At 31.2% G+C, this 26781-nt stretch carries 27 protein-coding genes; 20 read left to right on the forward strand and 7 right to left on the reverse strand.

Annotation, left to right across the window (positions count from 1 at the left end):
- Window positions 1-17: 17 nt before the first annotated feature.
- The 4 genes from AC1XJX_RS01120 to AC1XJX_RS01135 all read right to left on the reverse strand — a co-directional run bounded on the left by AC1XJX_RS01120 (window position 18) and on the right by AC1XJX_RS01135 (window position 4501).
- Complete coding sequence (locus tag AC1XJX_RS01120) at window positions 18-929, reverse strand: M28 family peptidase (RefSeq protein WP_482002115.1); 912 nt, start codon at window positions 927-929, stop codon at window positions 18-20.
- Between the two features lie 132 nt (window positions 930-1061).
- Window positions 1062-1802, reverse strand: coding sequence for a succinate dehydrogenase/fumarate reductase iron-sulfur subunit (locus tag AC1XJX_RS01125; protein WP_482002116.1), 741 nt, complete (start codon window positions 1800-1802; stop codon window positions 1062-1064).
- Window positions 1803-1812: 10 nt separating this feature from the next.
- Window positions 1813-3813 (reverse strand): fumarate reductase/succinate dehydrogenase flavoprotein subunit, encoded by a 2001-nt coding sequence (locus tag AC1XJX_RS01130; protein WP_482002117.1) that lies wholly within the window; start codon window positions 3811-3813, stop codon window positions 1813-1815.
- Between the two features lies 1 nt (window position 3814).
- Entirely contained in the window at window positions 3815-4501 is a 687-nt protein-coding gene (locus AC1XJX_RS01135) for a succinate dehydrogenase cytochrome b subunit (RefSeq protein ID WP_482002118.1), read from the reverse strand.
- Window positions 4502-4723: 222 nt separating this feature from the next.
- Between AC1XJX_RS01135 and AC1XJX_RS01140 the strand changes: the two genes are divergently transcribed.
- Together AC1XJX_RS01140 and AC1XJX_RS01145 are read left to right on the forward strand one after the other, a co-directional pair.
- A complete protein-coding gene (locus AC1XJX_RS01140; RefSeq protein WP_482002119.1) occupies window positions 4724-6013 on the forward strand; it encodes an aminopeptidase P N-terminal domain-containing protein in 1290 nt (429 codons plus the stop codon).
- Between the two features lie 27 nt (window positions 6014-6040).
- Complete coding sequence (locus AC1XJX_RS01145) at window positions 6041-7345, forward strand: leucine-rich repeat domain-containing protein (protein ID WP_482002120.1); 1305 nt, start codon at window positions 6041-6043, stop codon at window positions 7343-7345.
- Window positions 7346-7395: 50 nt separating this feature from the next.
- Here AC1XJX_RS01145 and AC1XJX_RS01150 read toward each other — a convergent pair whose 3' ends face one another.
- Window positions 7396-8718, reverse strand: a complete 1323-nt coding sequence (locus AC1XJX_RS01150; RefSeq protein ID WP_482002121.1) for an aspartate kinase — start codon at window positions 8716-8718, stop codon at window positions 7396-7398.
- A 97-nt stretch (window positions 8719-8815) separates the two neighbouring features.
- On the opposite strand from AC1XJX_RS01150, the gene AC1XJX_RS01155 reads away from it, so the two are divergent.
- The gene (locus AC1XJX_RS01155; RefSeq protein WP_482002122.1) at window positions 8816-9472 is read left to right on the forward strand and encodes a hypothetical protein; all 657 of its coding nucleotides are present in this window, start codon (window positions 8816-8818) and stop codon (window positions 9470-9472) included.
- A 2-nt stretch (window positions 9473-9474) separates the two neighbouring features.
- Here the strand turns inward: AC1XJX_RS01155 and brnQ are convergent, their stop codons facing one another.
- The gene (gene brnQ, locus AC1XJX_RS01160) at window positions 9475-10749 is read right to left on the reverse strand and encodes a branched-chain amino acid transport system II carrier protein (RefSeq protein WP_482002123.1); all 1275 of its coding nucleotides are present in this window, start codon (window positions 10747-10749) and stop codon (window positions 9475-9477) included.
- 35 nt (window positions 10750-10784) lie between these two features.
- Between brnQ and AC1XJX_RS01165 the strand changes: the two genes are divergently transcribed.
- The 3 genes from AC1XJX_RS01165 (at window position 10785) to AC1XJX_RS01175 (ending at window position 12211) form a co-directional block, all read left to right on the forward strand.
- Window positions 10785-11564, forward strand: coding sequence for an alpha/beta fold hydrolase (locus AC1XJX_RS01165; RefSeq protein WP_482002124.1), 780 nt, complete (start codon window positions 10785-10787; stop codon window positions 11562-11564).
- Between the two features lie 83 nt (window positions 11565-11647).
- Window positions 11648-11902, forward strand: a complete 255-nt coding sequence (locus AC1XJX_RS01170) for a hypothetical protein (RefSeq protein ID WP_482002125.1) — start codon at window positions 11648-11650, stop codon at window positions 11900-11902.
- A 57-nt stretch (window positions 11903-11959) separates the two neighbouring features.
- A complete protein-coding gene (locus AC1XJX_RS01175; RefSeq protein ID WP_482002126.1) occupies window positions 11960-12211 on the forward strand; it encodes a hypothetical protein in 252 nt (83 codons plus the stop codon).
- Here the strand turns inward: AC1XJX_RS01175 and thiL are convergent.
- Entirely contained in the window at window positions 12201-13247 is a 1047-nt protein-coding gene (gene thiL, locus AC1XJX_RS01180) for a thiamine-phosphate kinase (RefSeq protein ID WP_482002209.1), read from the reverse strand. The genes AC1XJX_RS01175 and thiL overlap by 11 nt on opposite strands.
- An 84-nt stretch (window positions 13248-13331) precedes the next feature.
- Here thiL and AC1XJX_RS01185 point away from each other — a divergent pair, with 84 nt between their 5' ends.
- The 14 genes from AC1XJX_RS01185 to AC1XJX_RS01250 all read left to right on the forward strand — a co-directional run bounded on the left by AC1XJX_RS01185 (window position 13332) and on the right by AC1XJX_RS01250 (window position 26736).
- Window positions 13332-14699 (forward strand): choice-of-anchor B family protein, encoded by a 1368-nt coding sequence (locus AC1XJX_RS01185; RefSeq protein ID WP_482002127.1) that lies wholly within the window; start codon window positions 13332-13334, stop codon window positions 14697-14699.
- Window positions 14700-14716: 17 nt separating this feature from the next.
- Complete coding sequence (locus tag AC1XJX_RS01190; RefSeq protein WP_482002128.1) at window positions 14717-16054, forward strand: hypothetical protein; 1338 nt, start codon at window positions 14717-14719, stop codon at window positions 16052-16054.
- A gap of 9 nt (window positions 16055-16063) precedes the next feature.
- Window positions 16064-16834, forward strand: coding sequence for an MbnP family protein (locus AC1XJX_RS01195; RefSeq protein ID WP_482002129.1), 771 nt, complete (start codon window positions 16064-16066; stop codon window positions 16832-16834).
- 5 nt (window positions 16835-16839) lie between these two features.
- Window positions 16840-17904 carry a cytochrome-c peroxidase gene (locus AC1XJX_RS01200; protein WP_482002130.1) on the forward strand — a complete coding sequence of 355 codons (1065 nt, stop codon included), beginning with the start codon at window positions 16840-16842 and terminating at the stop codon, window positions 17902-17904.
- A gap of 94 nt (window positions 17905-17998) precedes the next feature.
- Window positions 17999-18160, forward strand: coding sequence for a hypothetical protein (locus tag AC1XJX_RS01205; RefSeq protein ID WP_482002131.1), 162 nt, complete (start codon window positions 17999-18001; stop codon window positions 18158-18160).
- Window positions 18161-18407: 247 nt separating this feature from the next.
- Window positions 18408-18737 carry a HesB/IscA family protein gene (locus AC1XJX_RS01210; RefSeq protein WP_482002132.1) on the forward strand — a complete coding sequence of 110 codons (330 nt, stop codon included), beginning with the start codon at window positions 18408-18410 and terminating at the stop codon, window positions 18735-18737.
- Window positions 18738-18746: 9 nt separating this feature from the next.
- Window positions 18747-20198, forward strand: coding sequence for a Fe-S cluster assembly protein SufB (sufB, locus tag AC1XJX_RS01215; RefSeq protein ID WP_482002133.1), 1452 nt, complete (start codon window positions 18747-18749; stop codon window positions 20196-20198).
- Window positions 20199-20250: 52 nt separating this feature from the next.
- On the forward strand, window positions 20251-20661 hold the full coding sequence (locus AC1XJX_RS01220; protein ID WP_482002134.1) for a hypothetical protein: 411 nt from the start codon (window positions 20251-20253) through the stop codon (window positions 20659-20661).
- A gap of 5 nt (window positions 20662-20666) precedes the next feature.
- Window positions 20667-21419, forward strand: a complete 753-nt coding sequence (sufC, locus tag AC1XJX_RS01225; RefSeq protein WP_482002135.1) for a Fe-S cluster assembly ATPase SufC — start codon at window positions 20667-20669, stop codon at window positions 21417-21419.
- A gap of 152 nt (window positions 21420-21571) precedes the next feature.
- Entirely contained in the window at window positions 21572-22885 is a 1314-nt protein-coding gene (sufD, locus tag AC1XJX_RS01230) for a Fe-S cluster assembly protein SufD (RefSeq protein WP_482002136.1), read from the forward strand.
- A 90-nt stretch (window positions 22886-22975) separates the two neighbouring features.
- The gene (locus tag AC1XJX_RS01235) at window positions 22976-24190 is read left to right on the forward strand and encodes an aminotransferase class V-fold PLP-dependent enzyme (protein ID WP_482002137.1); all 1215 of its coding nucleotides are present in this window, start codon (window positions 22976-22978) and stop codon (window positions 24188-24190) included.
- 140 nt (window positions 24191-24330) lie between these two features.
- The gene (locus AC1XJX_RS01240; protein ID WP_482002138.1) at window positions 24331-25389 is read left to right on the forward strand and encodes a zinc metalloprotease; all 1059 of its coding nucleotides are present in this window, start codon (window positions 24331-24333) and stop codon (window positions 25387-25389) included.
- Window positions 25390-25478: 89 nt separating this feature from the next.
- Window positions 25479-26273, forward strand: coding sequence for an META domain-containing protein (locus tag AC1XJX_RS01245; RefSeq protein WP_482002139.1), 795 nt, complete (start codon window positions 25479-25481; stop codon window positions 26271-26273).
- A gap of 40 nt (window positions 26274-26313) precedes the next feature.
- Window positions 26314-26736, forward strand: a complete 423-nt coding sequence (locus AC1XJX_RS01250) for a SufE family protein (RefSeq protein ID WP_482002140.1) — start codon at window positions 26314-26316, stop codon at window positions 26734-26736.
- Window positions 26737-26781: the final 45 nt, after the last annotated feature.

The raw sequence follows: 26781 nt of genomic DNA on the forward strand, positions 1-26781 counted from the left end.
AAGTCAAGCTGTTAAAACTATAACCTATCTATTTTTTCAAAAACTGAAATAATGGTTTTAACAGCTTCTATATAAAACTCTGGATTAATATTTTCATAATCATCCGTTGGCTCATGATAATCTTTATGATCTTCAACTCCAAAATATAAAAATGGAATGTCTTTTTTATGAAAGTTAGCATGATCAGAAGAATAAGTCCAGTTTTCTTCACCATCATAACCATCATGACCAGCTAATAGTTTGATTTTTTCAGAATCATCTAAGCGATTAACGATAGCTTCTAATTTTTTATTTTTTGATGTACCCACAACAAATAATTCGTTTTTAGCATTTCTACTAATCATATCCATATTCAAATTGATTAAAATATCATCAATAGAAATTATAGAATTATTTACAAAATATTTAGAGCCTTGTAACCCCAATTCTTCACCATCAAATGCTGCTAAAATCACAGAATGCTTAGGCGGATATTTATTAAAATATTCTGCAAAACTAAATAAAGCACTTAATCCTGAAGCATTATCATCAGCACCATTATATATTCTATCATTTTTAATACCTTCATGATCATAATGCGCACTAATAACAATATATTTTTTTGGTAGTTCAGTTCCTTTTATAAGACCTAAAATATTAACAGCTTTATATATCTCCCTTTTATCTATAAATGAAAAAGATTGATTATAATTTTTTACTAAAGGCTTTACTTTAAAAGAATGGAATTGATTAATTATGTATTTCTGTGTCTTAATAGCGCCTCTTGTACCAGTTCTTCTGCCTTCAAAAGCATCAGATGACAAAGATTTAATGTTCTTTAATAAAGCAATTTCGTCAAAAAAATTAGCATCAATTATATCTACTTGAGCAAGACTTCTATTTATGAACAAACAAGAAATAATAACAAAATATAAGATATACTTATTCATTTATAATGATTGCAAATTATTTTATTAAGAAAAATATCTTTATAATTAAACATACAAATTCAAATTTTATAAAAAAGAAAAACTCATATTATTAGGTAAAATAATATGAGTTTTGAATTATAATTATACTAATTAAATAGATGCTTTCATAAGCTCTCTATTCATTCTAGCAATGTTATCAAGTGAAATACCTTTAGGACATTCTACCTCACAAGCTCCTGTATTTGTGCAGTTTCCAAAACCTTCTAAATCCATTTGAGCTACCATGTTTTTAACTCTATCTGCAGCTTCTATTTGGCCTTGAGGTAATAAGGCATATTGAGAAACTTTTGCACCAACAAATAACATAGCACTTGAGTTTTTACAAGTGGCTACACAGGCTCCACAACCAATACAGGTTGCTGCATCCATGGCTGTATCTGCGGCTTGTTTAGAAATTAACGTAGCATTCGCATCTTGCGTATTTCCTGAAGTATTTACAGATATAAAACCTCCTGCTTGTTGAATGCGATCAAAAGCACTTCTATCTACAATTAAATCTTTAATTACAGGAAATGCGGTTGCACGCCAAGGTTCAATGTAAATAGTATCGCCGTCTTTAAAACTTCTCATGTGTAATTGACAAACAGTTATTGCTCTGTCTGGGCCATGTGCACGTCCGTTTATAAACATAGAACAGCTTCCACAGATACCTTCTCTACAGTCATGATCGAATGCAATTGGTTCTTCATCCTTATCGATTAAATCTTGATTTAAAACATCAAGCATCTCTAAAAATGACATGTCTGCGGACACATTATCAAGTTTATAATCAACAATTTTTCCTTGATCGTTAGCGCTTTTTTGACGCCATATTTTTAATGTTAATTTCATAACTACTTTGTTATTTATAACTTCTTTCTTTTACTTCAATATTTTCATATACCAATTCTTCCTTATGTAATAAAGCATCTTTAGGTTCTCCTTTGTATTCCCAAGCAGAAACATACTGAAACTCTTTTCTTCTCATAGCTTCACCTTCTGGAGTTTGGTATTCATCTCTAAAATGTCCTCCAGCAGATTCTTCTCTTTGAAGCGCATCTTTAGCAAATAACTCTCCCAATTCTAGGAAATCGGCAACCCGTCCGGCTTTAGCTAATTCTTCGTTATATTCACCAGCAGTTCCTGGAACTTTAACATCTTTCCAGAACTCAGCTCTTAATTCTGCTATTTCAGAAATGGCATCTTTTAAATCTTTCTCATTTCTTGCCATTCCACATTTATTCCACATAATTTTTCCAAGTTTTTTATGGAAATAATCTACAGAATGCGTTCCGTTGTTATTTATAAGTTTATCTAAGTCAGATTTTACTTTCTCTTCTGCTTCATCAAACTCTTTTGTGTCAGTAGAGATTGCTCCTGTTCTAATATCATGAGATAAATAATCACCAATCGTGTATGGTAACACAAAATAACCATCTGCTAGACCTTGCATTAATGCAGAAGCGCCTAATCTATTAGCGCCATGATCAGAGAAGTTAGCTTCTCCAATAGCATATAATCCAGGAACGGTAGTCATTAAATTATAGTCTACCCAAACACCACCCATAGTATAATGTACTGCAGGATAAATCATCATTGGTGTTTCGTATGGATTCTGATCTACAATTTTTTCATACATCTGGAATAAATTCCCATACTTAGCCTTCACTATATCTCTACCTAACTTAGTAGTTATGGTCTTATCATTTTCATCTAGGCCTTTTATATGCGCTTGCTCTTTTCCATAACGTTGAATAGCTGCAGCAAAATCTAAATAAACAGCTTCACCTGTTTTGTTAACTCCATAACCTGCATCACAACGCTCTTTAGCTGCTCTAGAAGCCACATCACGGGGCACTAGATTACCAAAAGCTGGATAACGACGTTCTAAATAATAATCTCTATTCTCCTCTGAAATATCAGTTGGCTTTAATTTACCCTCTCTAATAGCTAAAACATCATCCATATTTTTTGGCACCCAAATACGACCATCATTTCTAAGAGATTCAGACATTAATGTTAGTTTAGATTGATGATCTCCTGAAACTGGAATACAAGTTGGATGAATTTGTGTAAAACAAGGATTTGCAAAAAAGGCACCACGTTTGTGAGCTTTCCATGCTGCAGTTACATTACTACCCATAGCATAAGTTGATAGGTAAAATAAATTACCATAGCCCCCTGTTCCTAAAACAACCGCATGGGCAGAATGACGCTCAATTTCACCTGTCACTAAATTTCGTGCAATAATACCCCTAGCTTTCCCATCCACTATAACCACATCCAACATTTCGTGACGACTATACATTTTAATTTTACCACGACCTATTTGACGATTCATTGCAGAATAAGCGCCTAATAAAAGCTGTTGACCTGTTTGGCCTTTTGCGTAAAATGTTCTAGAAACCAAAACACCACCAAATGAACGGTTGTCTAATAAACCTCCGTAATCACGAGCAAAAGGAACGCCTTGTGCAACACATTGATCTATAATATTGGTAGAAACCTCAGCTAAACGATGTACGTTAGCTTCACGCGAACGATAATCTCCACCTTTTACAGTATCGTAAAACAACCTGTATGTAGAGTCACCATCACCTTGATAATTCTTGGCAGCATTTATACCTCCTTGAGCGGCGATAGAATGCGCACGTCTTGGAGAATCTTGAAAACAAAATGATTTTACATTATAGCCTAACTCAGCTAAAGTTGCTGCAGCAGAACCTCCTGCTAAACCTGTACCAACAATAATAACATCAATTAAACGCTTATTAGCTGGATTAACTAAGTCTATTTTATTTTTATGATTAGTCCATTTATCGGCTAATGGCCCTTTTGGTATTTTTGAATCTAACGTTGCCATATTATTCTAATACGTATTTAAGATGATGATAAAGCGCTACAAAAATGAAACCTATTGGAATAATAATTGAATAGGCCTTACCTATATTTTGTAATGTTTTCTTTCTTCCTGCTGTACCTCCCATAGATTGGAAAGCAGAAGTAAACCCGTGTAACAAATGCAATGCTAAAAAAACAAACGCTATAACGTAGGCAATTGTTCTTGTATGACTATGAAATTTATGAGTAAGCTCTTCATGATATCTGAAACCTTCAACGCCTTCCATGGTACCCGACCAATCGCCATTTATAAATTTAGTATTTATTTCTGGAAACCAAAAATCAATAAAATGAAGTATAATAAAAGCAAGTATAGCAATACCGCTATAAATCATATTTCTACTCATCCAAGTAGAATTGGATGCACCATTAGTTTTAACATAACTAACTTTTCTTGCAGTATTGTTTTTCAACTCTAAAATAAAACCCATTACAAAATGAAAAACAACTCCAAAAATTAATACAGGTTGAAGTAAAAATTGAACCAATGGATTTGTTCCCATAAAATGAGAAACTTCGTTGAAAAGATCGGGATTGAATACCGACAAAATGTTAATTGATAAATGCTGAACCAAGAAAAACATAAGGAAGAATGCAGAAAGCGCCATGGCTACTTTTCTTCCAATTGAAGACTTAAAAAATCCGCCCATTTTTATAACGTTAATTTATTTAATACAAAGGTACGTCAGCGTTCATATATAGACAAATAACATCTGCTTGTTTTAGCTATTTAGAATGATTATAAAGAGTGCTTGTTGATTTTATTTATCAATTATTTTGGGAGTCGAAATTGTGTGTTGCCAAATATGATTAATTAGGTCTGAGATTCATTTTGTTTTGCTAATTTTATAAAATCAAATGAATAAATAAAAATGAAATACTTAGCAATAAACAACAAACTTTTTATTAAAAACAGAAGAAACTTTATGGCTAAAATGAAGCCAAATAGTTTAGCTGTATTTAACTCAAACGATATTTATCCAATAAGCGCAGATAGTACCATGCCTTTCCAACAACATCGTGATATTTTTTATTTAAGTGGTGTAGACCAAGAGGAAAGTATTTTAGTTTTATTTCCGGATTGTGCAAAAGAAAAACATAGAGAAATTTTGTTTTTAAAAGAGACTAACGAACATATTGCTGTTTGGGAAGGCGAAAAACTAACTAAGGAAGCGGCCTTAAAGACTAGTGGTATTAAAACTGTTTATTGGCTGCAGGATATGGAAAAAATTATGTTTGAACTTATGACGCAATGTGATACCGTTTACATAAATACAAACGAGCATTACCGTGCAAACGTGCAAACTGAAACAAGAGAAGATCGATTTACTAAATGGCTAAAAGCAAAATATCCAGCACATGTAGTTGCTAAAAGCAATCCTATTTTGCAAAGACTTCGCTCAGTAAAAGACCAAATAGAAATAGATTTAATTCAAAATGCTTGTAACATCACCGAAAAAGGTTTTAAACGCGTTTTAAATTTTGTAAAACCTGGTGTGTGGGAATATGAAATTGAAGCTGAATTTATTCATGAATTTTTAAAAAACCGCTCAAAAGGATTTGCTTATACACCAATAATCGCATCAGGAAACAATGCCAACGTTCTACATTATATAGAAAACAACCAACAATGTAAAGCAGGCGATTTGATATTATTTGATGTGGCTGCTGAGTATGCAAATTATGCCAGTGACATGACTAGAACCATACCTGTTTCTGGACGGTTTTCTGATAGGCAAAAACAAGTTTATAATGCAGTTAATAAAGTTAAAAAAGAAGCAACAAAAATGTTAATTCCAGGCACAGATTGGGCAGCATATCATGTTGAAGTTGGCAAGATAATGACCTCCGAATTGTTAGGTTTAAAATTATTAGATAAAGCAGACATTCAAAATGAAAATCCTGATTGGCCAGCTTACAAAAAATACTTTATGCACGGAACATCTCATCACATGGGTTTAGACACTCATGATTATGGTATTTTAACAGAACCTATGCAAGCCAATATGGTATTTACTGTAGAACCAGGTATTTATATTCCAAATGAAAATTTTGGTATTCGTTTAGAAGATGATGTGGTTATTCAAGAAAAAGGCGAACCCATAAATTTAATGAAAAACATTCCTATTGAAGTTGATGAAATTGAAGATTTAATGAATTAAGAAATCAAACTAATTTAATAAACACTAATGAAAATAAAAACCCAAAAAAACACAATAATTGGTGCGCTTACATTTAGTGTTTTATTATTCAATTGTAGCCCAAATGATGAGGACGGTATTCCTAGAATTGGAAATATTCCAGACCCAGCTTTTGAGCAGGCTTTAATTGAATTGGGTTATGATGATGTTTTAGATGGAGAAATTTTAACTGCCAATGTAGTTGAGGTGAATGAACTCAATATATCTGGCTATAATTTAAATTTAGTTGATAAAATGAGAGATTTAAAAGGCATTGAATATTTTACTAGCTTATCAAAATTGAATTGTTCTGCCCAAAACATTTCTTCACTAGATTTAAGTAATAATTTAAATTTAAAGGAATTAGAAATTGCAGATATGGGATCTGAAAATTTAGCCAATTTAAATATCAGCAAAAATATTGAGCTTAAAATATTAAAGTGCTTTAGAAGTGGTATTACAAACCTAGACTTAAGTAAGGCTGTTAATTTAATAGAATTATATACCTATGAGAATCTGCAACTTTCAAATCTAAACATTGATAATAACGTGGACTTAAAAAAACTATGGTGTTACGGGAATAACTTATCCCAATTAGATATTAGTAATAATATAGATTTAGAATTTCTAGATTGTAGATTTAATAAATTAAGCGTGTTAGATGTTGATACAAATACCAATCTAAAACATCTTTCCTTTTGGGATAATAGTATATTGAGGATTAATCTGAGTAATAACTTAGCTCTAGAACTTTTAGATTGCACAGACAACCTTTTAACTAATATAGATGTTAGCAAACATATAGCCTTGGAAACTTTTGGATGTTCTGGAAACAAATTAAATAATATTGATATTACAAAAAATAGAGCTTTAAAAAGTTTTGCTTGCGATAACAATCAAATTAGTAGTTTAGATGTTAGCAAAAACATCGCATTAAGAACCTTATCATTTGGAAACAATCCTATTTCAAGTATTGATATTAGCAGTAATCTGGCTCTAGAAAACTTAACATGTTTAAATACACGAATTACAAGTTTAGATGTCACTAATAATTTAGCTTTAGAGATTTTATGGTGTAATAATAATCAACAACTTACAAGCTTAGATGTAAGTAATAATGCATCTATAACTTGGCTTCAATGCTATAATAATCAACTTACAGGATTAAACTTAAGTAACAATCTAAATTTAACTAACCTAAATTGTACATCAAATAATATCACCTGTATTCAAGTAAATGATTCCCAATTAGCAAATATTCCAACCAATTGGATTAAAGATGATGTTACAAATTATGCAACCATTTGTAATTAAAAAAGAGTCGTTTTAAATCGACTCTTTTAACAATAATTACTAAGATAAATTTACAGAGTGACTAATTCAAATAAATAATTATTTAGTTTTTGAAGTGTGGTAATTTTATGTTTTGTATCAATTAGCAATGAAATATTATTATTACTACCCCCATATGAAATCATTCTAATTTTTACATCTTGTAATATTTGAAATAACTTAAAAGTATCTTGATGGTTTACTACTGAATGACCAACTAAACAAACAATACTTTGGTTTTTATCTACCTCTATAGTTGCTATTTTCTCAAGTTCAACTAAAATTTTGTCAAGATTCTTATCATCATCAATTGTTAACGAAACTGCTACCTCAGAGGTAGTAATCATATCTATTGAGGTTTTGTAGCTTTCAAAAATTTCAAATACTTTTTTTAAAAACCCATGCGCCTGCAACATACGCGCAGATTTAATTTTGATTGCAGTAATGTTATCTTTAGCAGCAATAGCTTTTACTCCATTTACAGAAGTTTTACTAGAAATTAAAGTACCATAAGCTTCAGGATTCATAGTGTTTTTTAACCTAACCGGAATATTATCAGTTCTCACAGGAGTAACAGTTTGTGGATGTAATATTTTGGCTCCAAAATAAGCTAATTCAGCAGCCTCATCAAATGATAAATTAGAAATAGGCTTAGTATTATCTACATATCTTGGGTCGTTGTTGTGCATCCCATCAATATCTGTCCAAATTTGTACTTCTTCAGCCTTAATAGCAGCACCAATAATAGTCGCAGTATAATCGCTTCCTCCTCGTTGTAAATTAGAAATTTCTCCATTAATATCTAAACAAATAAAACCTTGAGTTATATATATTTCAGACTCTTCAACATTTTCAAAAACGTCTTTAAAATTAGATTCAATGTAATTATAATCAGGTTCTGTAAACTCGTCAATTCGCATAAAACTTAGAGCTGGCAATAAAGCTGAACTTACCCCTTCTTGATTTAGATAACTATTAAACATGTATGTTGAAAGCAATTCTCCTTGAGCAACTATTTGATTTTCTATAGTTTCTGAATATTCTTTATAAGTACTTTCAACTAAAAAATTAAATATTCCCGAAACATAGGATTTAACATCTTCATTTAACTTTTTATTTCTTAAAAGTTTATCAATTGCAGTAAAGTATGTTTCATTTAGTTTGTTAATTTTATCGATAGCTTCGTTAGGATTCTTTTCTGCAATATCTTGAGCAATAGCTACTAACTGATTAGTAGTACCAGACATAGCCGAAAGGACTACAACTTTTCTTTGTCCATCGTTAATAATATTTTTAACGTTGTTCATATTTTCTACTGAACCTACCGAGGTTCCTCCAAATTTCAATACCTTCATTTTCATTAATTTATTGGTAAAATTATAACTCATTTTACAATTAACTATGTTTATTGAAAAAAATGTTTATTTTTGCACATATTGTTAAATAATTAACATGAAAACTGTATCTAACTGTGTAGAAGACATTTTAATAGCGCAACCTTATTTAGAAGAGGCGCTTTCTAGAAACATTATTAACTTTAGTGCTTTAGCTATTGAACTTACTAAGCCAATAAGTGAAATGCTAAAAAAAGATGTAAAACCTGGAGCTATAATGATGGCTCTAAGACGATACAATCCACCAGCTTCACTTTCAAATTCGGTTAAAATGAAACGTGTTATCCAAAATTTAGGAGATATAACAGTACGGTCTAATTTAACTGATTTTACGGTAAAGAATTCAGATACTATCATTGATAATCATGCTAAAATTTTAGAGAGAATTAATCAGGAATCTAAATTGTTTTACACCTTTACTAGAGGGATTCATGAAAGTAACATTATAATTTCTAGTAGTTTAAAAAGTTTTATAGAAGAACAATTAAAAAATGAAACATTTCTAGCTGTTCAGGATGGCTTATCTGCTATTAGTATAAATCTACCAAAAGATAACTCTAAAATTGCGGGTTTATATTATCACTTCTTTAAACGTTTAGCTTGGGAAGGCGTTGTCCTTTATGAAGTAATTTCTACAACTAATGAATTTACTATTTTGGTTGAAGATGAGTTCGTAGATAAGGCTTTTACGGCTATTAAAAAAGTAAAATCTTAGGTTTAAGATTTAAATTTTTCAAAAATATTTACTAAAATAAATGTTAAAAAAGCAGGTAAAACCCAACCTAAATTTTGATTCGCTAAGGGTATTAATGATTTTAAATTTTCTAAATTATTAGTAGGAAAAACAAAACCTAAAAAATCTGGAATACTAAAAATAAAAGCTATTAAAACAACACATCTAAAAACGAGTTTTGAAGCCATTTTTTCTGGCATAATGTTAAGTAAAATTAAAACAATACATATGGGGTAAAGAAACATTAAAGCAGGCAGTGCTATATTAATTATATACTTTACATCCATTTGCCCTATAAGAATTCCTACCAAACAGCAAAAACTAGTTGTATAAAAATAAGCATTTTTAAAAGTCTTAAAATACACTTTAAAAAAATCTGCTATACTAACAATAATAGCTACAGCTGTGGTAAAACATGATAGACTCACCAAAACACTTAAAAAAGTAGAACCTATCAGTCCTAATGTTTTTAATGCTATCCCTGAAAGAAGTTCTGTTCTTGAAATATTCGTATCAAATTGCTTATTGTAAATTGCTCCAATAACTATAAGTCCTAAGTAGATGATAAATAGACCTCCCATGGCAATAATTCCAGATTTGGAAATCATCTTTTTCTTTTCCTCAAAATTTAAACTAGTTTTAAAACTATTTATAGAAACTATTACCATACCACCTGTAACCAATCCTGCAATGGCATCATAGGTTTGATAGCCTTCTAATAATCCACTAATTAAAGGTGTTTGAAAAGTTGATATATTCATTTCGGTTAAAGGAGAAAATATACCAACACAAATTATAGTAATTAATATTAAAACTATTATAGGTGTTAAATACTTACCAAGAATATTAAGCACTTGACTTCTGTTAAAAACAAAAATAAAAACAAGGATAAAATACAGTAAACTGGTTAGTAATGCACTTGTTCCAAAATTTGGAGCAATAGCTATTTCGTGTGTTACTGCTGCTGTTCTAGGGCATGGTAAAGCAATTACAATTGCATAAATAACAAAACAAAAAATTGTACTGAATAAAGGAGAAACTTTTTTGCCAAAATCATACATAGTCCCCTGTAATTTAGCATGAGCAAAAATAGATAACAGTGGTATAATAGTAGTGGTTATAATAAAACCTATAGCTACAATCCACCAATCCGGACCAGATTTAAAACCTAAAAGAGGAGGTAAGATTAAATTTCCAGCGCCAAAAAAACCGGAAAATAAAGCAAAACCGAAGACGAAGGTTTCTCTAGTTTTATTCATAGGATGGTTTTATCTTTGTCTAATATAAATTAAAAATGTTTTTAGAGTACAAAGATGCCCATATTTTTTACACCGATAAAGGCAAAGGAAACCCTATTGTTTTATTGCATGGTTTTTTAGAAAACTCTTCTATGTGGCTTCCCTTTATCACTAGTTTATCAAAAAACAAGCGAGTTATTTGTATTGATTTATTAGGTCATGGACAAACAGATTGTTTAGGATATATTCATACCATGGAACTTATGGCAGAAGCCGTTGAAGCAGTACTTAAAAAACTTAAAATCACAAAAGTTATTTTTGTTGGTCATTCTATGGGTGGTTATGTAGCACTTGCTTTCGCTGAAAAAAATCCTGAAATGGTTAAAGGATTATGTTTGATGAATTCAACTGCACAAGCAGACTCATCAGAACGAAAGAAAAATAGAGATAGGGCCATTTTAGTTGTAAAGCAAGACTATAAAATGTTTGTAAACATGGCAATATCAAATTTATTCAGGCCCAAAAATAGAATCCTTTTTTCAGAAGAAATAAAGCAAATAAAAAAAGAAGCCTTACAAACTCCTTTACAAGGTATAATTGCAGCTTTAGAGGGTATGAAAACTAGAAAAAACAGAGAAAAAATTTTACAAATAGCTTCTTACAAACAACTTATGATTATTAGTAAAAAAGATCCTGTTTTAGATTATGATTCATTAATTAATCAAACGATAAATACCTGTGTAAAAGTTGTAGAGTTTCCTGATGGACACATGAGCCATATTGAAAATAAAGAGGATTTACTAAATACATTAATGCGTTTTGTCGAAAAAATATAGCGTTTTGTCGTTACTTTGTTTTTTTTATTTATATTTATATTCGAATTGTTCCCAAAATGAAAAAAACTACTCCCAACAAATCAATGCTAATACCAAAGATATACTGCAATCTATTTGGTCATGATTACCAAGTAAGCAAGAAAGTTACATACCATGTAAAAGAATATACTTGCAGGCATTGTAAGAAAGAATTAACTACCAATAGTAATGGTAGATTAATCGAGTTAACACCTAAGTTTAAAGAAATAAACGCTATTCTAGAGCATATACACGCCTCAAGAAGAGAACGTTTAAAGATGAAAACAGTCACTTCGTCGATTTACAGTGCAGTAGTTTAATTTAACGGTTTTTTTTTAATATTTTCATGGTCTCTACCAATAGAAAATAGTTAAAAAATGAAAAACATTCATTGTAAAATGTTTGGACATGATCTTCGTATTACTCGAAAAGTCACCAATCATGTTAAAGAGTACAAATGCAAAAAATGCAAAAAGCAATTTACCACTAATGTTAATGGTAATATTGTTGAACTCACAACAAAATCTAAAGAAATTAACGACGTTTTACAACTTGTACATACAAAACGCACAAAGAGTAGAGCTTCAGGAAATCAATCCATTGAAAATCTTTTAGTTTTTAGTAACTAAAGTTTTTCCATCCTTGGGCTTTAATTGGGATTTTAGTTTCTGCTCTAGTTACCAAATTTAACCCTGCTTTTTTTTCAGTTATAAATCCTATAACACTAAAATGTGGGTTTGCTTTAATTTTAGGAAAGTCTTCTTGAGAAATAGTAAATAATAACTCATAATCTTCACCACCATTTAAAGCAACTGTTGTACTATCTATATTAAACTCTTCGCACGTAGAAATTAATTGTGGATCTAAAGGGATTTTAGACTCGTACAAATCACAACCAACTTCACTCTGCTTACATAGGTGAATGATTTCAGAAGATAGTCCATCACTAATATCAATCATGGCGGTTGGTTTAACATCTAAATCACTTAGTAATTTAACAATGTCTTTTCGAGCTTCAGGTTTTAATTGACGCTCAATGATGTAACTATATGACTCTAAATCTGGCTGATTGTTAGGGTTTACTTTATAGACTTCTTTTTCTCTTTCAAGAATTTGAAGACCCATATAAGCCGCACCTATATCGCCAGAAACAACAAGTAAATCATTGGGTTTTGCACCATTTCTATATACTACTTTTTCAGGGTCAACTTCACCAATGGCTGTAACAGAAATTAACAAGCCTGTATTTGACGAAGTGGTATCACCTCCTATTACATCAATATCATATATTTTGGCCGCAGTCTCTATACCAGCATATAACTCTTCTAAAGCTTCAAGGGGAAATCTATTAGATACAGCAATTGAAACTGTAACTTGGGTTGCATTAGCATTCATTGCATAAACATCAGATAAGTTAACTATAATAGCTTTATAACCTAAGTGCTTTAAAGGCATATAACTCAAATCAAAATGCACACCTTCAACAAGTAAATCTGTAGTTACAACAATATTCTTTTTTTCAAAATTTAAAACAGCTGCATCATCGCCTATACCTTTAATAGTTGATGTTTTTTTAATTTGAAAATTCTTAGTTAAATGATCTATTAATCCAAATTCTCCTAATTCACTAAGGTTTGTTCGTTGTTGGTTTTTATCTTCTATCATGCTGCAAAAATAAGAAGCTATTTTTGTTTTTACTATCTTTGATACTAAAACTAAACCTAAATAGTTATTAATATTAAAATTCCCATGAAACCTCATAAACCTATTTATGCCCTAATGCTAGCTTTTGCATTATTTTTAACTAATTTTTCTTGTAATATAGAACCTATTGAAAGGGTTGCGAAAATTGATTCTGATTCTGATGGCATAGATGATAGCGTTGATAATTGTCCTTCTATCTCAAACCCTAATCAAGAGGATGATGATAATGATGGCATCGGAAACTTATGTGATGATGACTTTTTAAACGTAGTATCACCTTTAGCAATTTGTGAAAATGGATTTGCAGATATATATCCTTGTAATGGTTACGATTTAATGGCTCATATACCTTTGAGTGTTTTTGGTGCCTCAGCTGGAAACGACTCTTGGGGGTGGACAGACCCAGAAACTGGAAAAGAGTATGCTTTAATGGCAACAAATAACAGTACCGCATTTATTGATATTTCAGATACTGAAAATCCTATATACTTAGGAAAACTACCAACAGCAACAATATCAAGTCCTTGGCGTGATGTTAAAGTATATAAAAATCATGCATTTATAGTAGCTGATAATAATACAGGAGAAGATAGTCATGGTATGCAAATTTTTGATTTAACTCGATTACGTAATATTCCCAATCCACCAGAGGTTTTTGTAGCAGATAATAGATTAACTAATATTGGAAGAGCCCATAATATTGTTATTAACGAAGATACAGGTTATGCATACATTGTAGGTGGTAGTAGAAGTAATACGTTTGCAGGTGGTCCTATATTTATAAACATTCAAGATCCTAAAAATCCTGTATTGGAAGGTGGTTTTGCTGAAGGAAATTATTCACATGATGCTCAAGTAGTTACTTATAATGGTCCAGATGCAGAGCATAATGGCAAAGAAATATTGATAGGAAGTAATGAAAATGAAGTGGTTATTGCCGATGTTACAAACAAAAGCAATCCCAGTATAATTTCAACAATCAGTTATAATAATGTTTGGTATGCGCATCAAGGTTGGTTTACAGAAGATATGTCTTATTTTATTTTAGGTGATGAATTGGATGAACTTAGAATTGGCATCAACACTAGAACTATTATTTTAGATTTTAGAGATTTAGATAACCCCCAATTTCATTTTGATTATTTAGGCCCCAGTCAATCCATCGATCACAATGGTTATGTAAATGGTAATTCTTATTTTCAAGCAAGTTATAGAGCTGGACTTAGAGTTTTAGATGTCTCTCAAATACAAAATGAAACGATTGTTGAAACGGCATTTTTCGATACTTATCCAGAAGATAATGGCACTGCTTTTGATGGAGCTTGGAGTGTATATCCTTTCTTCGAAAGTGGTAACATTGTTATAAGTGATATAAACAGAGGCTTATTTGTAGTTAGAAAGAGTGACTTTTAAATATCTTATTTACTCAAATGAAAAATAAATTTTCATATCTTCATATTTTTGTAGCTATCTGCTTCATTATTCTCTCTAGTTGCTCTAATAATGACGAATCAAGAAGTTCAATAAACCTTATTAGTCTTTCAAAAACCTTTGGTGGCACAAAAAATGAAAGCGCTCAATCTATTATTAAAACTATTGATGGTGGATACGCCGTTTTAGGTTACACACAAAGTAATGATGGAGATATTGAAAACAAATCAAATGACTCTTTTGATTATTGGCTTTTAAAATTTGACAGCAATAATACTATTAAATGGCAAAAAACCTATGGAGGTACCGAAGATGATAGAGGTAGCGATATTATTCAAACCAATGATGGAGGCTATGTTATTTTAGGTTATAGTAAAAGTAACGACATTAACGTTTCTGAAAATTTTGGAGCGCAAGATTTTTGGATTTTAAAAGTTAATTATTTGGGTGCAATTATTTGGCAAAAATCTTTTGGATTTTTAGGTGCTGATACTGGCATTTCTATCATTCAAACAAATGATGATGGCTTTCTGTTAACGGGAGTTTTAGATGTATCTGCTTCTGGCGGACAAGGAATTAGCAAAACGATGCCAAACAAAAGGCATGCAGGCGGCGATTATTGGGCTATAAAAATAGATGCTTTTGGTAACAAAGAATGGAGCCATTATTATGGCGGATCTTTTACAGACACCCCTTACGATTGCATACAGACTCCAGATAATGGTTATCTAATTGTTGGCTCATCCGATAGTAATGATGTTGATATTTCTAACAATAAAGGATCATACGATTTTTGGGTTATTAAAATTTCAGAAACCGGGGATATAGTTTGGGAAAAATCATTTGGTGGTTCTGAAATTGATGAAGCTAGAGCTATCACTAATTCTGGAGACGGTAATTATGTTATAGTTGGAGATACTAGAAGTAATGATTTAGACGTTTCTAAAAACAAAGGAGCTGCCGATTTGTGGGTTATAAAAATATCTCCGGAGGGAGATTTAATGTGGGAGAAAACTTTTGGAGGCTCAAATTTTGATGTTGGCAGATCTGTTTTTAAAACTCAAGATAATGGTTTTATTATTTCTGGAAGCTCCAGAAGTGCAGATGGCAATACAACAAATAACAACGGGCAAAATGATGCATGGATTTTAAAAATAGATGCCAGTGCCAATTTAATTTGGCAAAAAACAGTTGGTGGTTCTAAAATTGATTTTGCAAACGATGCTTTGGAACTTGAAGATAGAACTATAATTACAGTTGGTGAATCCAATAGCTCAAATCTTGATATTATTGAAAATAAAGGATTTACTGATTTATTAATTATTTCTATAAAATAAATAGCCAGCATGAAAAAAAATCTATTATTTGTATTAATAATTGTGCTCTCAACTATTTCGTGTACTGATAATTCTAACAACAGTTTTAATCAAGCTAATATTTCATTCAACTTTAAACATAATTGGGATGGTACATCAATAACAAATTCAGATTTTAATACCATTAAATTTATAAATTCTAACGGAGAAAATTTGAGCATTGAAAGACTACGTTATCTTATTTCAAAAATTACTTTTACAACTTCAGCCGGTGAAAAACTGGTCTTTAATGATTATAATTTAGTGGATTTAACTTATGCTTCAAATTTATCTTACAATTTAATTACTACTATTCCAATTGGCACTTATAATAATGTATCTTTTACTTTTGGTTTTGATAATGATGCAAATTATAACGGTAATTATGCCGATTTAAATTCAGTTTCATGGAATGTTCCTGCAATGCTTGGTGGTGGTTATCATTTTATGCAATTAGAAGGGAAATTTACTGATAATAATACTCAAGAAACTGGTTATGCTTACCACGTAATTAGAGCTGTTGATAATACAGGTGATTCATTAATTTTTGAGGATACTTTTTTTGAAGTTAATTTTGGGAGTGTTACAATTTCAGATGATACCATATTTAATATTGAAATGAATATTGCAGAATGGTTTAAAAACCCAAACACCTGGGATTTAAAAGTATTAAATAATATGTTGATGCCTAATTACGATGCTCAAATTATGATGTTTGAAAACGGACAAAATGTATTTAGTTTAGAATCCATAGAACAATAATTAGATTGAAAAAACTTGCAATACATATACTATTAATCATTTTCATTATTTTGTCTTGTTCTAATGAAGATGTTCAGCAATATGCGCCAACACCAAGTTTACTTAAAATTCCTGAACTATTTGAAAACAATATTTTAAAACCAGTAATTCCTTCAGATAATCAACAAACGGTTGAAGGTATTGAGTTAGGGAAAAAGCTTTTTTTTGACCCTATTTTATCTGGAGATAAAACCCTAGCATGTGCTGATTGTCATGCACCAGAAAATGCGTTTACTGATTCATCTAGATTTAGCGAAGGCATCGATGGTAGCTTGGGTAAAAGAAACTCTATGCCATTATTTAATTTAGCTTGGAATTATGATGAAAATTTTTTCTGGGATGGCGGTACTTTTAGTCTAGAACACCAAGCTTTCATTCCGGTCTCAGACCCAACAGAAATGAAAAATTCTTGGAAACAATTACAGCAAGAATTACAAAAACACCCAGAATACCCTAACTTATTTCAAAAAGCTTTTGGAACTTCTAAAATAGATTCAACTTTAGTAACAAAAGCTATTGCTCAATTTGAAAGAACACTTATTTCTGCAAATTCAAAATTTGACAAATATCTTTTAGGTGAAGTTATACTTACACCAGAAGAAGTTGATGGATTTAATATTTTTATGGATGAAACTAAGGGCGATTGTTTTCATTGCCATGGAAGTGATAAAAACCCATTATGGACAGATAACATTTTTCACAACAATGGTTTAGACGAAACCTTTACAGATTTAGGTTTAGGCACCATTACTGGAGACCCTGCTGATAATGGCAAATTCAAATCCCCTTCTCTGCGTAATCTAATATTCACAGCACCCTACATGCACGATGGAAGATTCACAACTATAGATGAAGTTATCAATCATTATAGCGAAGGCTTAAAAAACTCTTCAACCATAGACCCACTAATGAAAAAAGTAGCTCAAGGTGGTGTTGGATTATCAATTCAAGAAAAATCCAATTTAAAAGCTTTTTTATTAGCACTTTCTGACTATGATTTTATAGGCAATCCGGATTTTATAAACGATTAAATTCAATAAAAAAATGCATTTCATCGAAAAAATATAATCTTTTGTCGATTAAAACAGTATTTTGTTTAAATTTATTGTCCCTAAAATCATTAAAATGAAAACTGAACTAACTACAAACCTGTTTTGCTTTACTTTTGGGCATAATTATATGCGGTTAAAAAAAACAAGTCCTGATTCTCCTGAATTAATCTGTAAATGTTGCCATAAATTATTTGATGATAATGAAGACTTTCAAATTGAACCTTCCGCAGCATAAGTTAATAAATACAATTACTTTTTAAACAATTTAATAAAGTAATATTTCAAAATATCAAGATACTTATTAAAAAATGTTCATTCCCTAGTTTCATTTATTGATTAATAATAAAAACCTATCGTATTATATGCTAATATAATGTTAGGTTATATTGGAATCCATGACTTATATTGTATATTTGCACTCTATTTAGAAACTGTCTTAATAAAAATATTATTAAAACTTTACTAAATTTAATTAAAAGCATATGATAAAAGTTTCTGAAACAGCTAAAAAGAAAGTTATCGAGCTTATGCAAGATGACGGCTATAACCCAAGCACTGATTATGTACGTGTTGGTGTAAAAAGTGGTGGTTGTTCTGGTTTGTCTTACGATTTAAAATTTGACAAAGAAAATCAAGAAGATGATAAGGTTTTTGAAGACAATGGTGTGAAAATTATTGTTGACAAGAAAAGCTTCCTATACTTAATAGGTACAACGCTTGAATATTCAGGAGGATTAAATGGAACCGGTTTTGTGTTTAACAACCCAAATGCCAACCGTACTTGTGGATGTGGTGAAAGTTTCTCTCTATAAAATAAAACAATGAGCAATAAATATACAGAAGACGATTTAAGAGAAGAGCTAAAAACCAAAGAATATGAATATGGTTTTTATACAGATATAGCATCGGACACATTCCCTATTGGATTAAATGAAGATATTGTTAAAGCTATTTCTAAAAAGAAAGAAGAACCTCAATGGATGACAGATTGGAGATTAGAGGCTTTTAAATCTTGGAGAGAAATGAGCGAGCCAGAATGGGCAAATGTACATTATAAAAAACCAGATTTTCAAGCAATATCGTACTACTCTGCACCAAATAGCAAACCTAAATACGATAGTTTAGACGAAGTTGATCCAGAATTACTGGCAACATTTGCAAAACTAGGAATCTCAATTGATGAGCAAAAAAAACTAGCTAATGTTGCTATGGATGTTGTTATTGACTCTGTTTCAGTAGCAACGACGTTTAAGAAAACATTAGGAGAAAAAGGAATAATTTTTATGAGTATTTCTGAAGCTATTAAAGAGCACCCAGAACTTGTAAAAAAATACTTAGGCACCGTTGTCCCTCAAAAAGACAATTTTTATGCAGCTTTAAATTCTGCTGTTTTTAGTGATGGCTCTTTCTGTTACATCCCAAAAGGTGTTAAATGCCCTATGGAGCTTTCAACTTACTTTAGAATTAACCAAGCAGGAACTGGTCAATTTGAAAGAACGCTTGTAATTGCTGATGAAGGTAGTTATGTAAGCTATTTAGAAGGTTGTACGGCTCCAAGTAGAGATGAAAATCAATTACATGCTGCAGTTGTTGAACTTATAGCATTGGATGATGCAGAAATTAAATATTCTACAGTGCAAAACTGGTACCCTGGAAATGCTGAAGGCAAAGGTGGTGTATACAATTTTGTAACCAAAAGAGGTTTGTGTGAGAAAAATGCAAAAATCTCTTGGACACAAGTAGAAACTGGTTCTGCAGTAACTTGGAAATATCCATCATGTGTATTAAAAGGTGATAATTCGGTTGGCGAGTTTTACTCCATTGCAGTAACTAATAATTTTCAACAAGCTGATACCGGTACAAAAATGATTCACTTAGGAAAAAATACGAAGTCAACCATCATTTCAAAAGGTATTTCAGCAGGAAAATCTCAAAACAGTTATCGTGGTTTAGTGAAAATTAGCCCAAATGCAGATAATGCTCGTAACTTTTCACAATGTGATAGTTTACTTATGGGTAATGAATGTGGTGCACATACGTTCCCTTATATAGAAGCTAAAAATAAAACTGCTAAAATAGAACATGAAGCTACTACCAGCAAAATTGGGGAAGATCAAATTTTCTATTGTAACCAACGTGGAATAGATACTGAAAAAGCCATCGCATTAATTGTGAATGGTTTTAGTAAAGAAGTTTTAAACAAACTTCCTATGGAATTTGCTGTAGAAGCTCAAAAATTATTAGAAATAAGTTTAGAAGGAAGTGTTGGATAATTGTCATTCCTACGTATGCCGTAATCTTTTAAATTAAAACTAAATTTTTTATATGAAAAAGGTGTTTTTTATCGTGAGCTTTCTTATAGCCTCAGTAAGCTGTAAAAACGAAACTAAATCCAAACAAAAGGAAGAAACTATTTCTTCTGAAAGTGCTGAAAAACAAAATAATGGCTTAACTCATTTAAAAGGCGAATTTATCTATTATGCGGATGCAGCAGTACTGCAAACTAATAACGAAATTTATGGTGTGGTTATAGACGAAAAAATGCATGAACTTGATGAACAAGTAAAGCCTTTTAAAACTGAACCAACAGATATGATTATCGTAGAAATAAAAGGGGAAATAATACCAAAACCAGAAAATGAAGAAGGTTGGCCATTAAGAGTTGAAATAAAAGAAATTTTAAGTGTATCAAAACCTTTATTAAAAGATCAAAATATTATTAAACTAGGACAATAAATAGTATGTTAAAAATAAATAATTTACACGCAAGTGTTGACGATAAAAGTATTTTAAAAGGTATCAACCTTGAAATTAAACCAGGTGAAGTACACGCTATCATGGGACCAAATGGTTCTGGTAAAAGTACACTTGCATCTGTTATTTCAGGAAAAGAAGATTACGAAGTTACCAAAGGAAACATCATCTTTGAAGGCGAAGATATAGAAGATTTAGCTGCTGAAGAGCGTGCACACAAAGGCATCTTTTTATCATTTCAATATCCTATTGAAATTCCCGGAGTTTCTGTAACTAACTTTATTAAAACAGCTATTAACGAAACTCGTAAAGCTAAGGGATTAGAAGATATGCCTGCAAAAGACATGCTTAAATTAATTCGTGATAAAGCTGACTTATTAGAAATTGATAGAAAATTCTTATCGCGTTCATTAAACGAAGGGTTTTCTGGAGGTGAGAAAAAACGTAACGAAATTTTCCAAATGGCTATGCTAGATCCTAAATTATCCATTCTTGACGAAACGGATTCTGGTTTAGATATTGATGCACTCCGTATTGTTGCTAATGGTGTTAACAAACTCAAAAGCAAAGACAACGCAGTATTGGTAATTACACACTACCAACGCTTATTAGATTATATCGTTCCGGATTTTGTACACGTACTTTATAATGGTAAAATTGTTAAATCGGGTACTAAAGAATTAGCTCATGAGCTTGAAGAAAAAGGATACGATTGGATTAAAGAAGAAGTAAACGCATAGTTAGTTAGTAGTATTCAGTTACCAATTGGCAATCGCCTATTCAAATTCTGATTATTCTTACGAAACTAGAAATAATAAAACAGTTATAAATTATACAGACTTAGTAATGCTTTTTAACTGCTTACTTAAGCCTGACCACTGAAGACTGAAACATGGATTTAAAAGAAAAATTATTATCGTCCTATTTAGTTTTTGAAGATCGTGTAGATATAGATTCTTATGTACACAACCTTCGAAACGATGCCATAAAAATATTTGAAGAAAAAGGTTTTCCTACTAAAAAGGAGGAAGCTTGGAAATACACATCTTTAAATAAAATACTGAAGGAAGATTATAGCGTTTTCCCTAAACAAGAAAACACCATAGAATATAGTGATGTAAAAAAATATTTTATTCATGATATAGACTCTTTCAAAATAGTATTTATCGATGGGAAATATTCTTCACACCTATCTCAAACCACACATGATGGGATGGATATTTGTTTAATGTCCTCAGCACTTTCAAAACCTAAATACCGTTTAGTTATTGAAAATTACTTTAACAAAGCGGCTACTCAAGATAGTCTACCTTCATTAAATACGGCGTTTTCAAGTGAGGGTGCTTACATCCATATTCCAAAAAACAAACTTGTTGAAAAACCGATACAAATTATTTATTTTTCAACAGGAAACGAATCAGCAAACATGTTACAACCGCGGAACTTAATTGTTGTTGATGAAAATTCGCATGTACAAATCATAGAGCGTCATCAAAGTTTAAATTCAAATCCAGTTTTAACAAACTCTGTTACAGAAATTTTTACTAATAAACGAGCTATAGTTGATTATTATAAAATACAAAATGACTCGCTAAATGCCTCTTTAATTGATAACACTTTCATTCAACAAAAACAAGAGAGTGTAGCATCGGTTCATACTTTTTCGTTTGGTGGTAAATTAGTACGTAACAACCTTAATTTTTATCAAAACGGAGAGCGTATCGATTCTACGCTAAAGGGTGTTACTATTATTGGCAATAACCAACATGTAGACCACAATACTTTAGTACATCATATAGAACCTAATTGCGAAAGTCATCAAGATTATAAAGGTATTTTCGACGAAAATTCAACAGGCGTATTTAACGGAAAAATTATTGTTGAAAAAGAAGCTCAAAAAACTAATGCATTTCAAGCTAATAATAACATTTTAATTAGCGACAAAGCAACTATAAATACTAAACCACAATTAGAAATTTTTGCAGATGATGTAAAATGTTCTCACGGTTGTACCATTGGTCAGTTAGACGAAAGTGCCTTGTTTTACATGCAATCTCGCGGAATTCCAAAAAAAGAAGCCAAAGCACTCCTAATGTATGCTTTTAGTAATAACGTTTTAAACTCGGTTAAAATTCCAGAAATGAAACAACGCATCACCAAAATCATCGCCAACAAATTAGGCGTAAATATTGGGTTTGATTTATAATATTATTTGAAGCAATCTCCCGCTATCCGCTATATCTTTTTCTCGTACCTTAAAAAAGGATGTTGCTTCTATCGGGGCTATTAAAAAACTATGTTTAAAGTAGAAGACATAAGAAAAGATTTTCCCATACTTTCCCGTAAAGTAAATGACAAACCTTTGGTGTATTTTGATAATGCTGCAACTTCTCAAACCCCAAAACAAGTTATAGATACTATTGTAGATTATTACTCAAACTACAATGCTAATATTCATAGAGGTGTACACACCTTAAGTCAAGAAGCTACAGGTTTATACGAGCAAGCACGTCATAAAATACAAGCGCATTTTAATGCTAAATTTTCCCACGAAATCATTTTCACTTCGGGTACAACTCATAGTATTAATTTAGTTGCCAATGGCTTTTCATCAATTTTAAAAAAAGAAGATGAAATTATCGTTTCAGCTTTAGAGCACCATAGTAATATAGTGCCTTGGCAAATGCTTTGCGAACGTACTGGTGCAACTTTAAAAGTAATTCCGATGAACCAAGAAGGCGAGTTGGTAATCTCTGAATTTGACAAAATACTTTCAGAAAAAACAAAATTGGTTTTTGTAAACCACGTTTCAAACGCCTTAGGTACAATAAACCCCATTGAATACCTCATAGAAAAAACCCATCAATTTGGTGCTGCTATTTTAATAGATGGCGCGCAATCTTGCCCACATATTAAGCCAGATTTACAAGCTTTAAATGTAGATTTCTACGTAACATCAGCTCATAAAATATGCGGACCAACTGGTGTTGGTATGCTTTATGGTAAAGAGGAGTGGTTAAAAAAATTACCTCCATACCAAGGTGGTGGAGAAATGATAGCAGAGGTTACATTTGAAAAAACAACCTATGCTGATTTACCACATAAATTTGAAGCTGGGACACCAAATATTTGTGGAGGCATTGCTTTTGGGGCAGCCATCGATTATATGAATGCTATTGGTTTTAATACCATTGCTTCTTATGAAAATGACTTGCTAGAATACGCCACAAATGAACTTCTTAAAATTGATGGTTTAAAAATTTACGGTACTTCAAAACATAAAACAGCTGTTATTTCGTTTAACTTAGAGAATATTCATCCTTATGATGTAGGTAGTATCTTAGATAAATTAGGAATTGCTGTTCGCACAGGCCATCATTGTGCGCAACCTATAATGGATTATTATAAAATCCCAGGTACGGTTCGGGCTTCTTTTTCTTTTTATAATACCAAGGCTGAAATTGACACTTTAGTTAATGGTGTTAAGAAAGCAAAAATGATGCTTTCTTAAAATTATATTCATTTTGTTTAATTTTCATATCTTAATTAATATGGTATTTTTAGAATATTTAATATTTTTTTTAAACAATTGTTAGATTTATTCTTAAATTATTATATCTTCAACACCGACTAATTCAAATTTATTATAAAATGAAAAAAGTACTTTTAAGCATGGTAGCTGTAGCCTTATTATTTACAGCGTGTGATGACCAAAAAAATGAAGTTGCTGACGTACAGGAAATCGACATGAGCGATTTTTATGTTTACACAGACGAAAGTGACGCATTAGTTTCAAAACCTAGTAATGGGAAAGACGATCCAAAAACTTGTTTCACCATGTCTGTTCTTAACAGAAATCTTGAGGCCAACCCTGGTCTTGCAAAAAAAATGTATGATATAGAATACCATACAAGAAGTTTTATAGCCGCTAAAGGTAAACCATCGAACCCAGGTGGTGGAGGTGGTGGAGGTGGTACCGAACCTCCTGTTGATAACTTAGGTGTTGTAAATATTCCTGTATATGTACATGTAGTTTATAGCAACTCAAATGAAAATATTAGTGATGCTCAGATTAACTCTCAAATATCTGTTTTAAACCAAGATTTCAGAAAAACTAATAACGATGCCAATGGTATCCCTGCGGAATTTTCAGGTAGAGCGGCTGATTCAGAAATAAACTTTTCTTTAGCTGGTGTTTTCAGAAATTCTAATTCAAGAACTTCTTGGGGTACTACAAGTGCGGTAAAAACTACATATCCTCCAGTAACCCCTTCAACTCATTTAAATATTTGGGTATGTAATATTGGAGGTGGTATTTTAGGTTATGCACAATTTCCTGGTGGCTCATTAGCTACAGATGGTGTTGTTATATCTCCACAATACTTTGGCACTACTGGCTTTGTGGCTACTCCTTTTGATAAAGGAAGAACTGCAACTCACGAAGTGGGTCACTATTTAAACTTACGCCATATTTGGGGTGATGGAAGTTGTAGACAAGATGATTTTGTGTCTGACACACCTAGTTCAAATGCACCTAACTATGGTTGCCCTTCTTATCCAACGGTTAAATGTAAGTCTAATGATATGACAATGAATTATATGGATTACACAAATGATGCATGTATGTTTATGTTCTCAGAGGGTCAGAAAGCAAGAATGAGAGCAATTTTTACTTCAGGTGGTGCTAGAGCTGAATTAGCTGGAAATTAAAAGAATTTATTTAATAAAATTCGAAAGACGCCAACTTTGGCGTCTTTTTTGTATATTATTTTTTAAAAATCTAAAAATTCATTAATTTCATGAAATACATTTTAACAATAATTAGTATTATAATTTTACAATGCTGTTGGGGACCAAAAGAATTTCAACTTATGAAAAAAGAAGATAATAATACAGTTCCAAAAGTTCTTAAAGGAACTTATCAAATAACCCATTTAGAAACTGAAGATATTTCAACTCACAATGTAACTATAACTTTTAATAACAGTACAAAACAGGTATCAGGATTTTCTGGTTGCAATCGGTTTTTCGGGTCTTATAGTATAGAAGGCAATACATTAAAATTTGGAGATTTGGGTTCTACTAGAATGATGTGTGAAGAAAATGCTAATAGCGTAGAAAGTAAGTTTTTAAAGACACTTAATAAAGCTCATGTTATTTTGTTTAGAAAGGATGGAGGTTTTTCCCTTTTTAATAAAAAGGAATTATTACTAAATGCCACAAAACCAATTGTTTTTGATAATTCAGAGTTAGAATATACAGCATCATCGAGAGGATTTTTCAAACAAATCATTATTAATAAAAAAACCATTTCAACTTCAAACCAAATAGATAGTAAGTTAGCTATTAAAAATTGTAATGATGATTTTTGGCAAAAAATAACAGAAAACTTAAAGAATATTTCTATAGAAACCATACCTAATTTAGAAGCACCCAGTAAAGCCTTTTTATATGATGGTGCAGCTTTTGCAAAGTTAAAAATAACTCATAAAGGTAAATTATATGAGTCTGAGCCTTTCGATCATGGAAATCCGCCTAAAGCTATTAAAAACTTAGTTAAAGAAATCTTATCTATTTCAGAAAATATTGAATAGCAACTTTTGTTATTGTATTTTTGTATAAAAATTTGTGATTGTGACTATTGAAAACATACAAAATGAAATAATTGATGAATTCTCAATGTTTGAAGATTGGGAAGAGCGCTATCAATATATGATTGATTTAGGGAAAGATTTACCTTTAATTGACACGCAATATAAAACCGATAGCAACATTATTAAAGGCTGCCAAAGTAAAGTATGGGTTCATGCTGAAATGACTGATGGCAAATTAGCATTTACTGCAGACAGCGATGCTATCATCACTAAGGGTATTATAGCTATTTTAATACGAGTTTTTTCAAACCAAAACCCTAAAGATATTATTGAAGCAAATACTGATTTTATTGATAAAATTGGATTAAAAGAACATTTATCTCCAACTAGGGCTAATGGTTTAGTTAGTATGATAAAACAACTAAAAATGTATGCCGTTGCATATCAAACGCAATTAAATTAAGTTTATAAGTTAATACGTTTAATCAATAAGACAATTCAATAAATA

Source organism: Flaviramulus sp. (assembly GCF_982512915.1).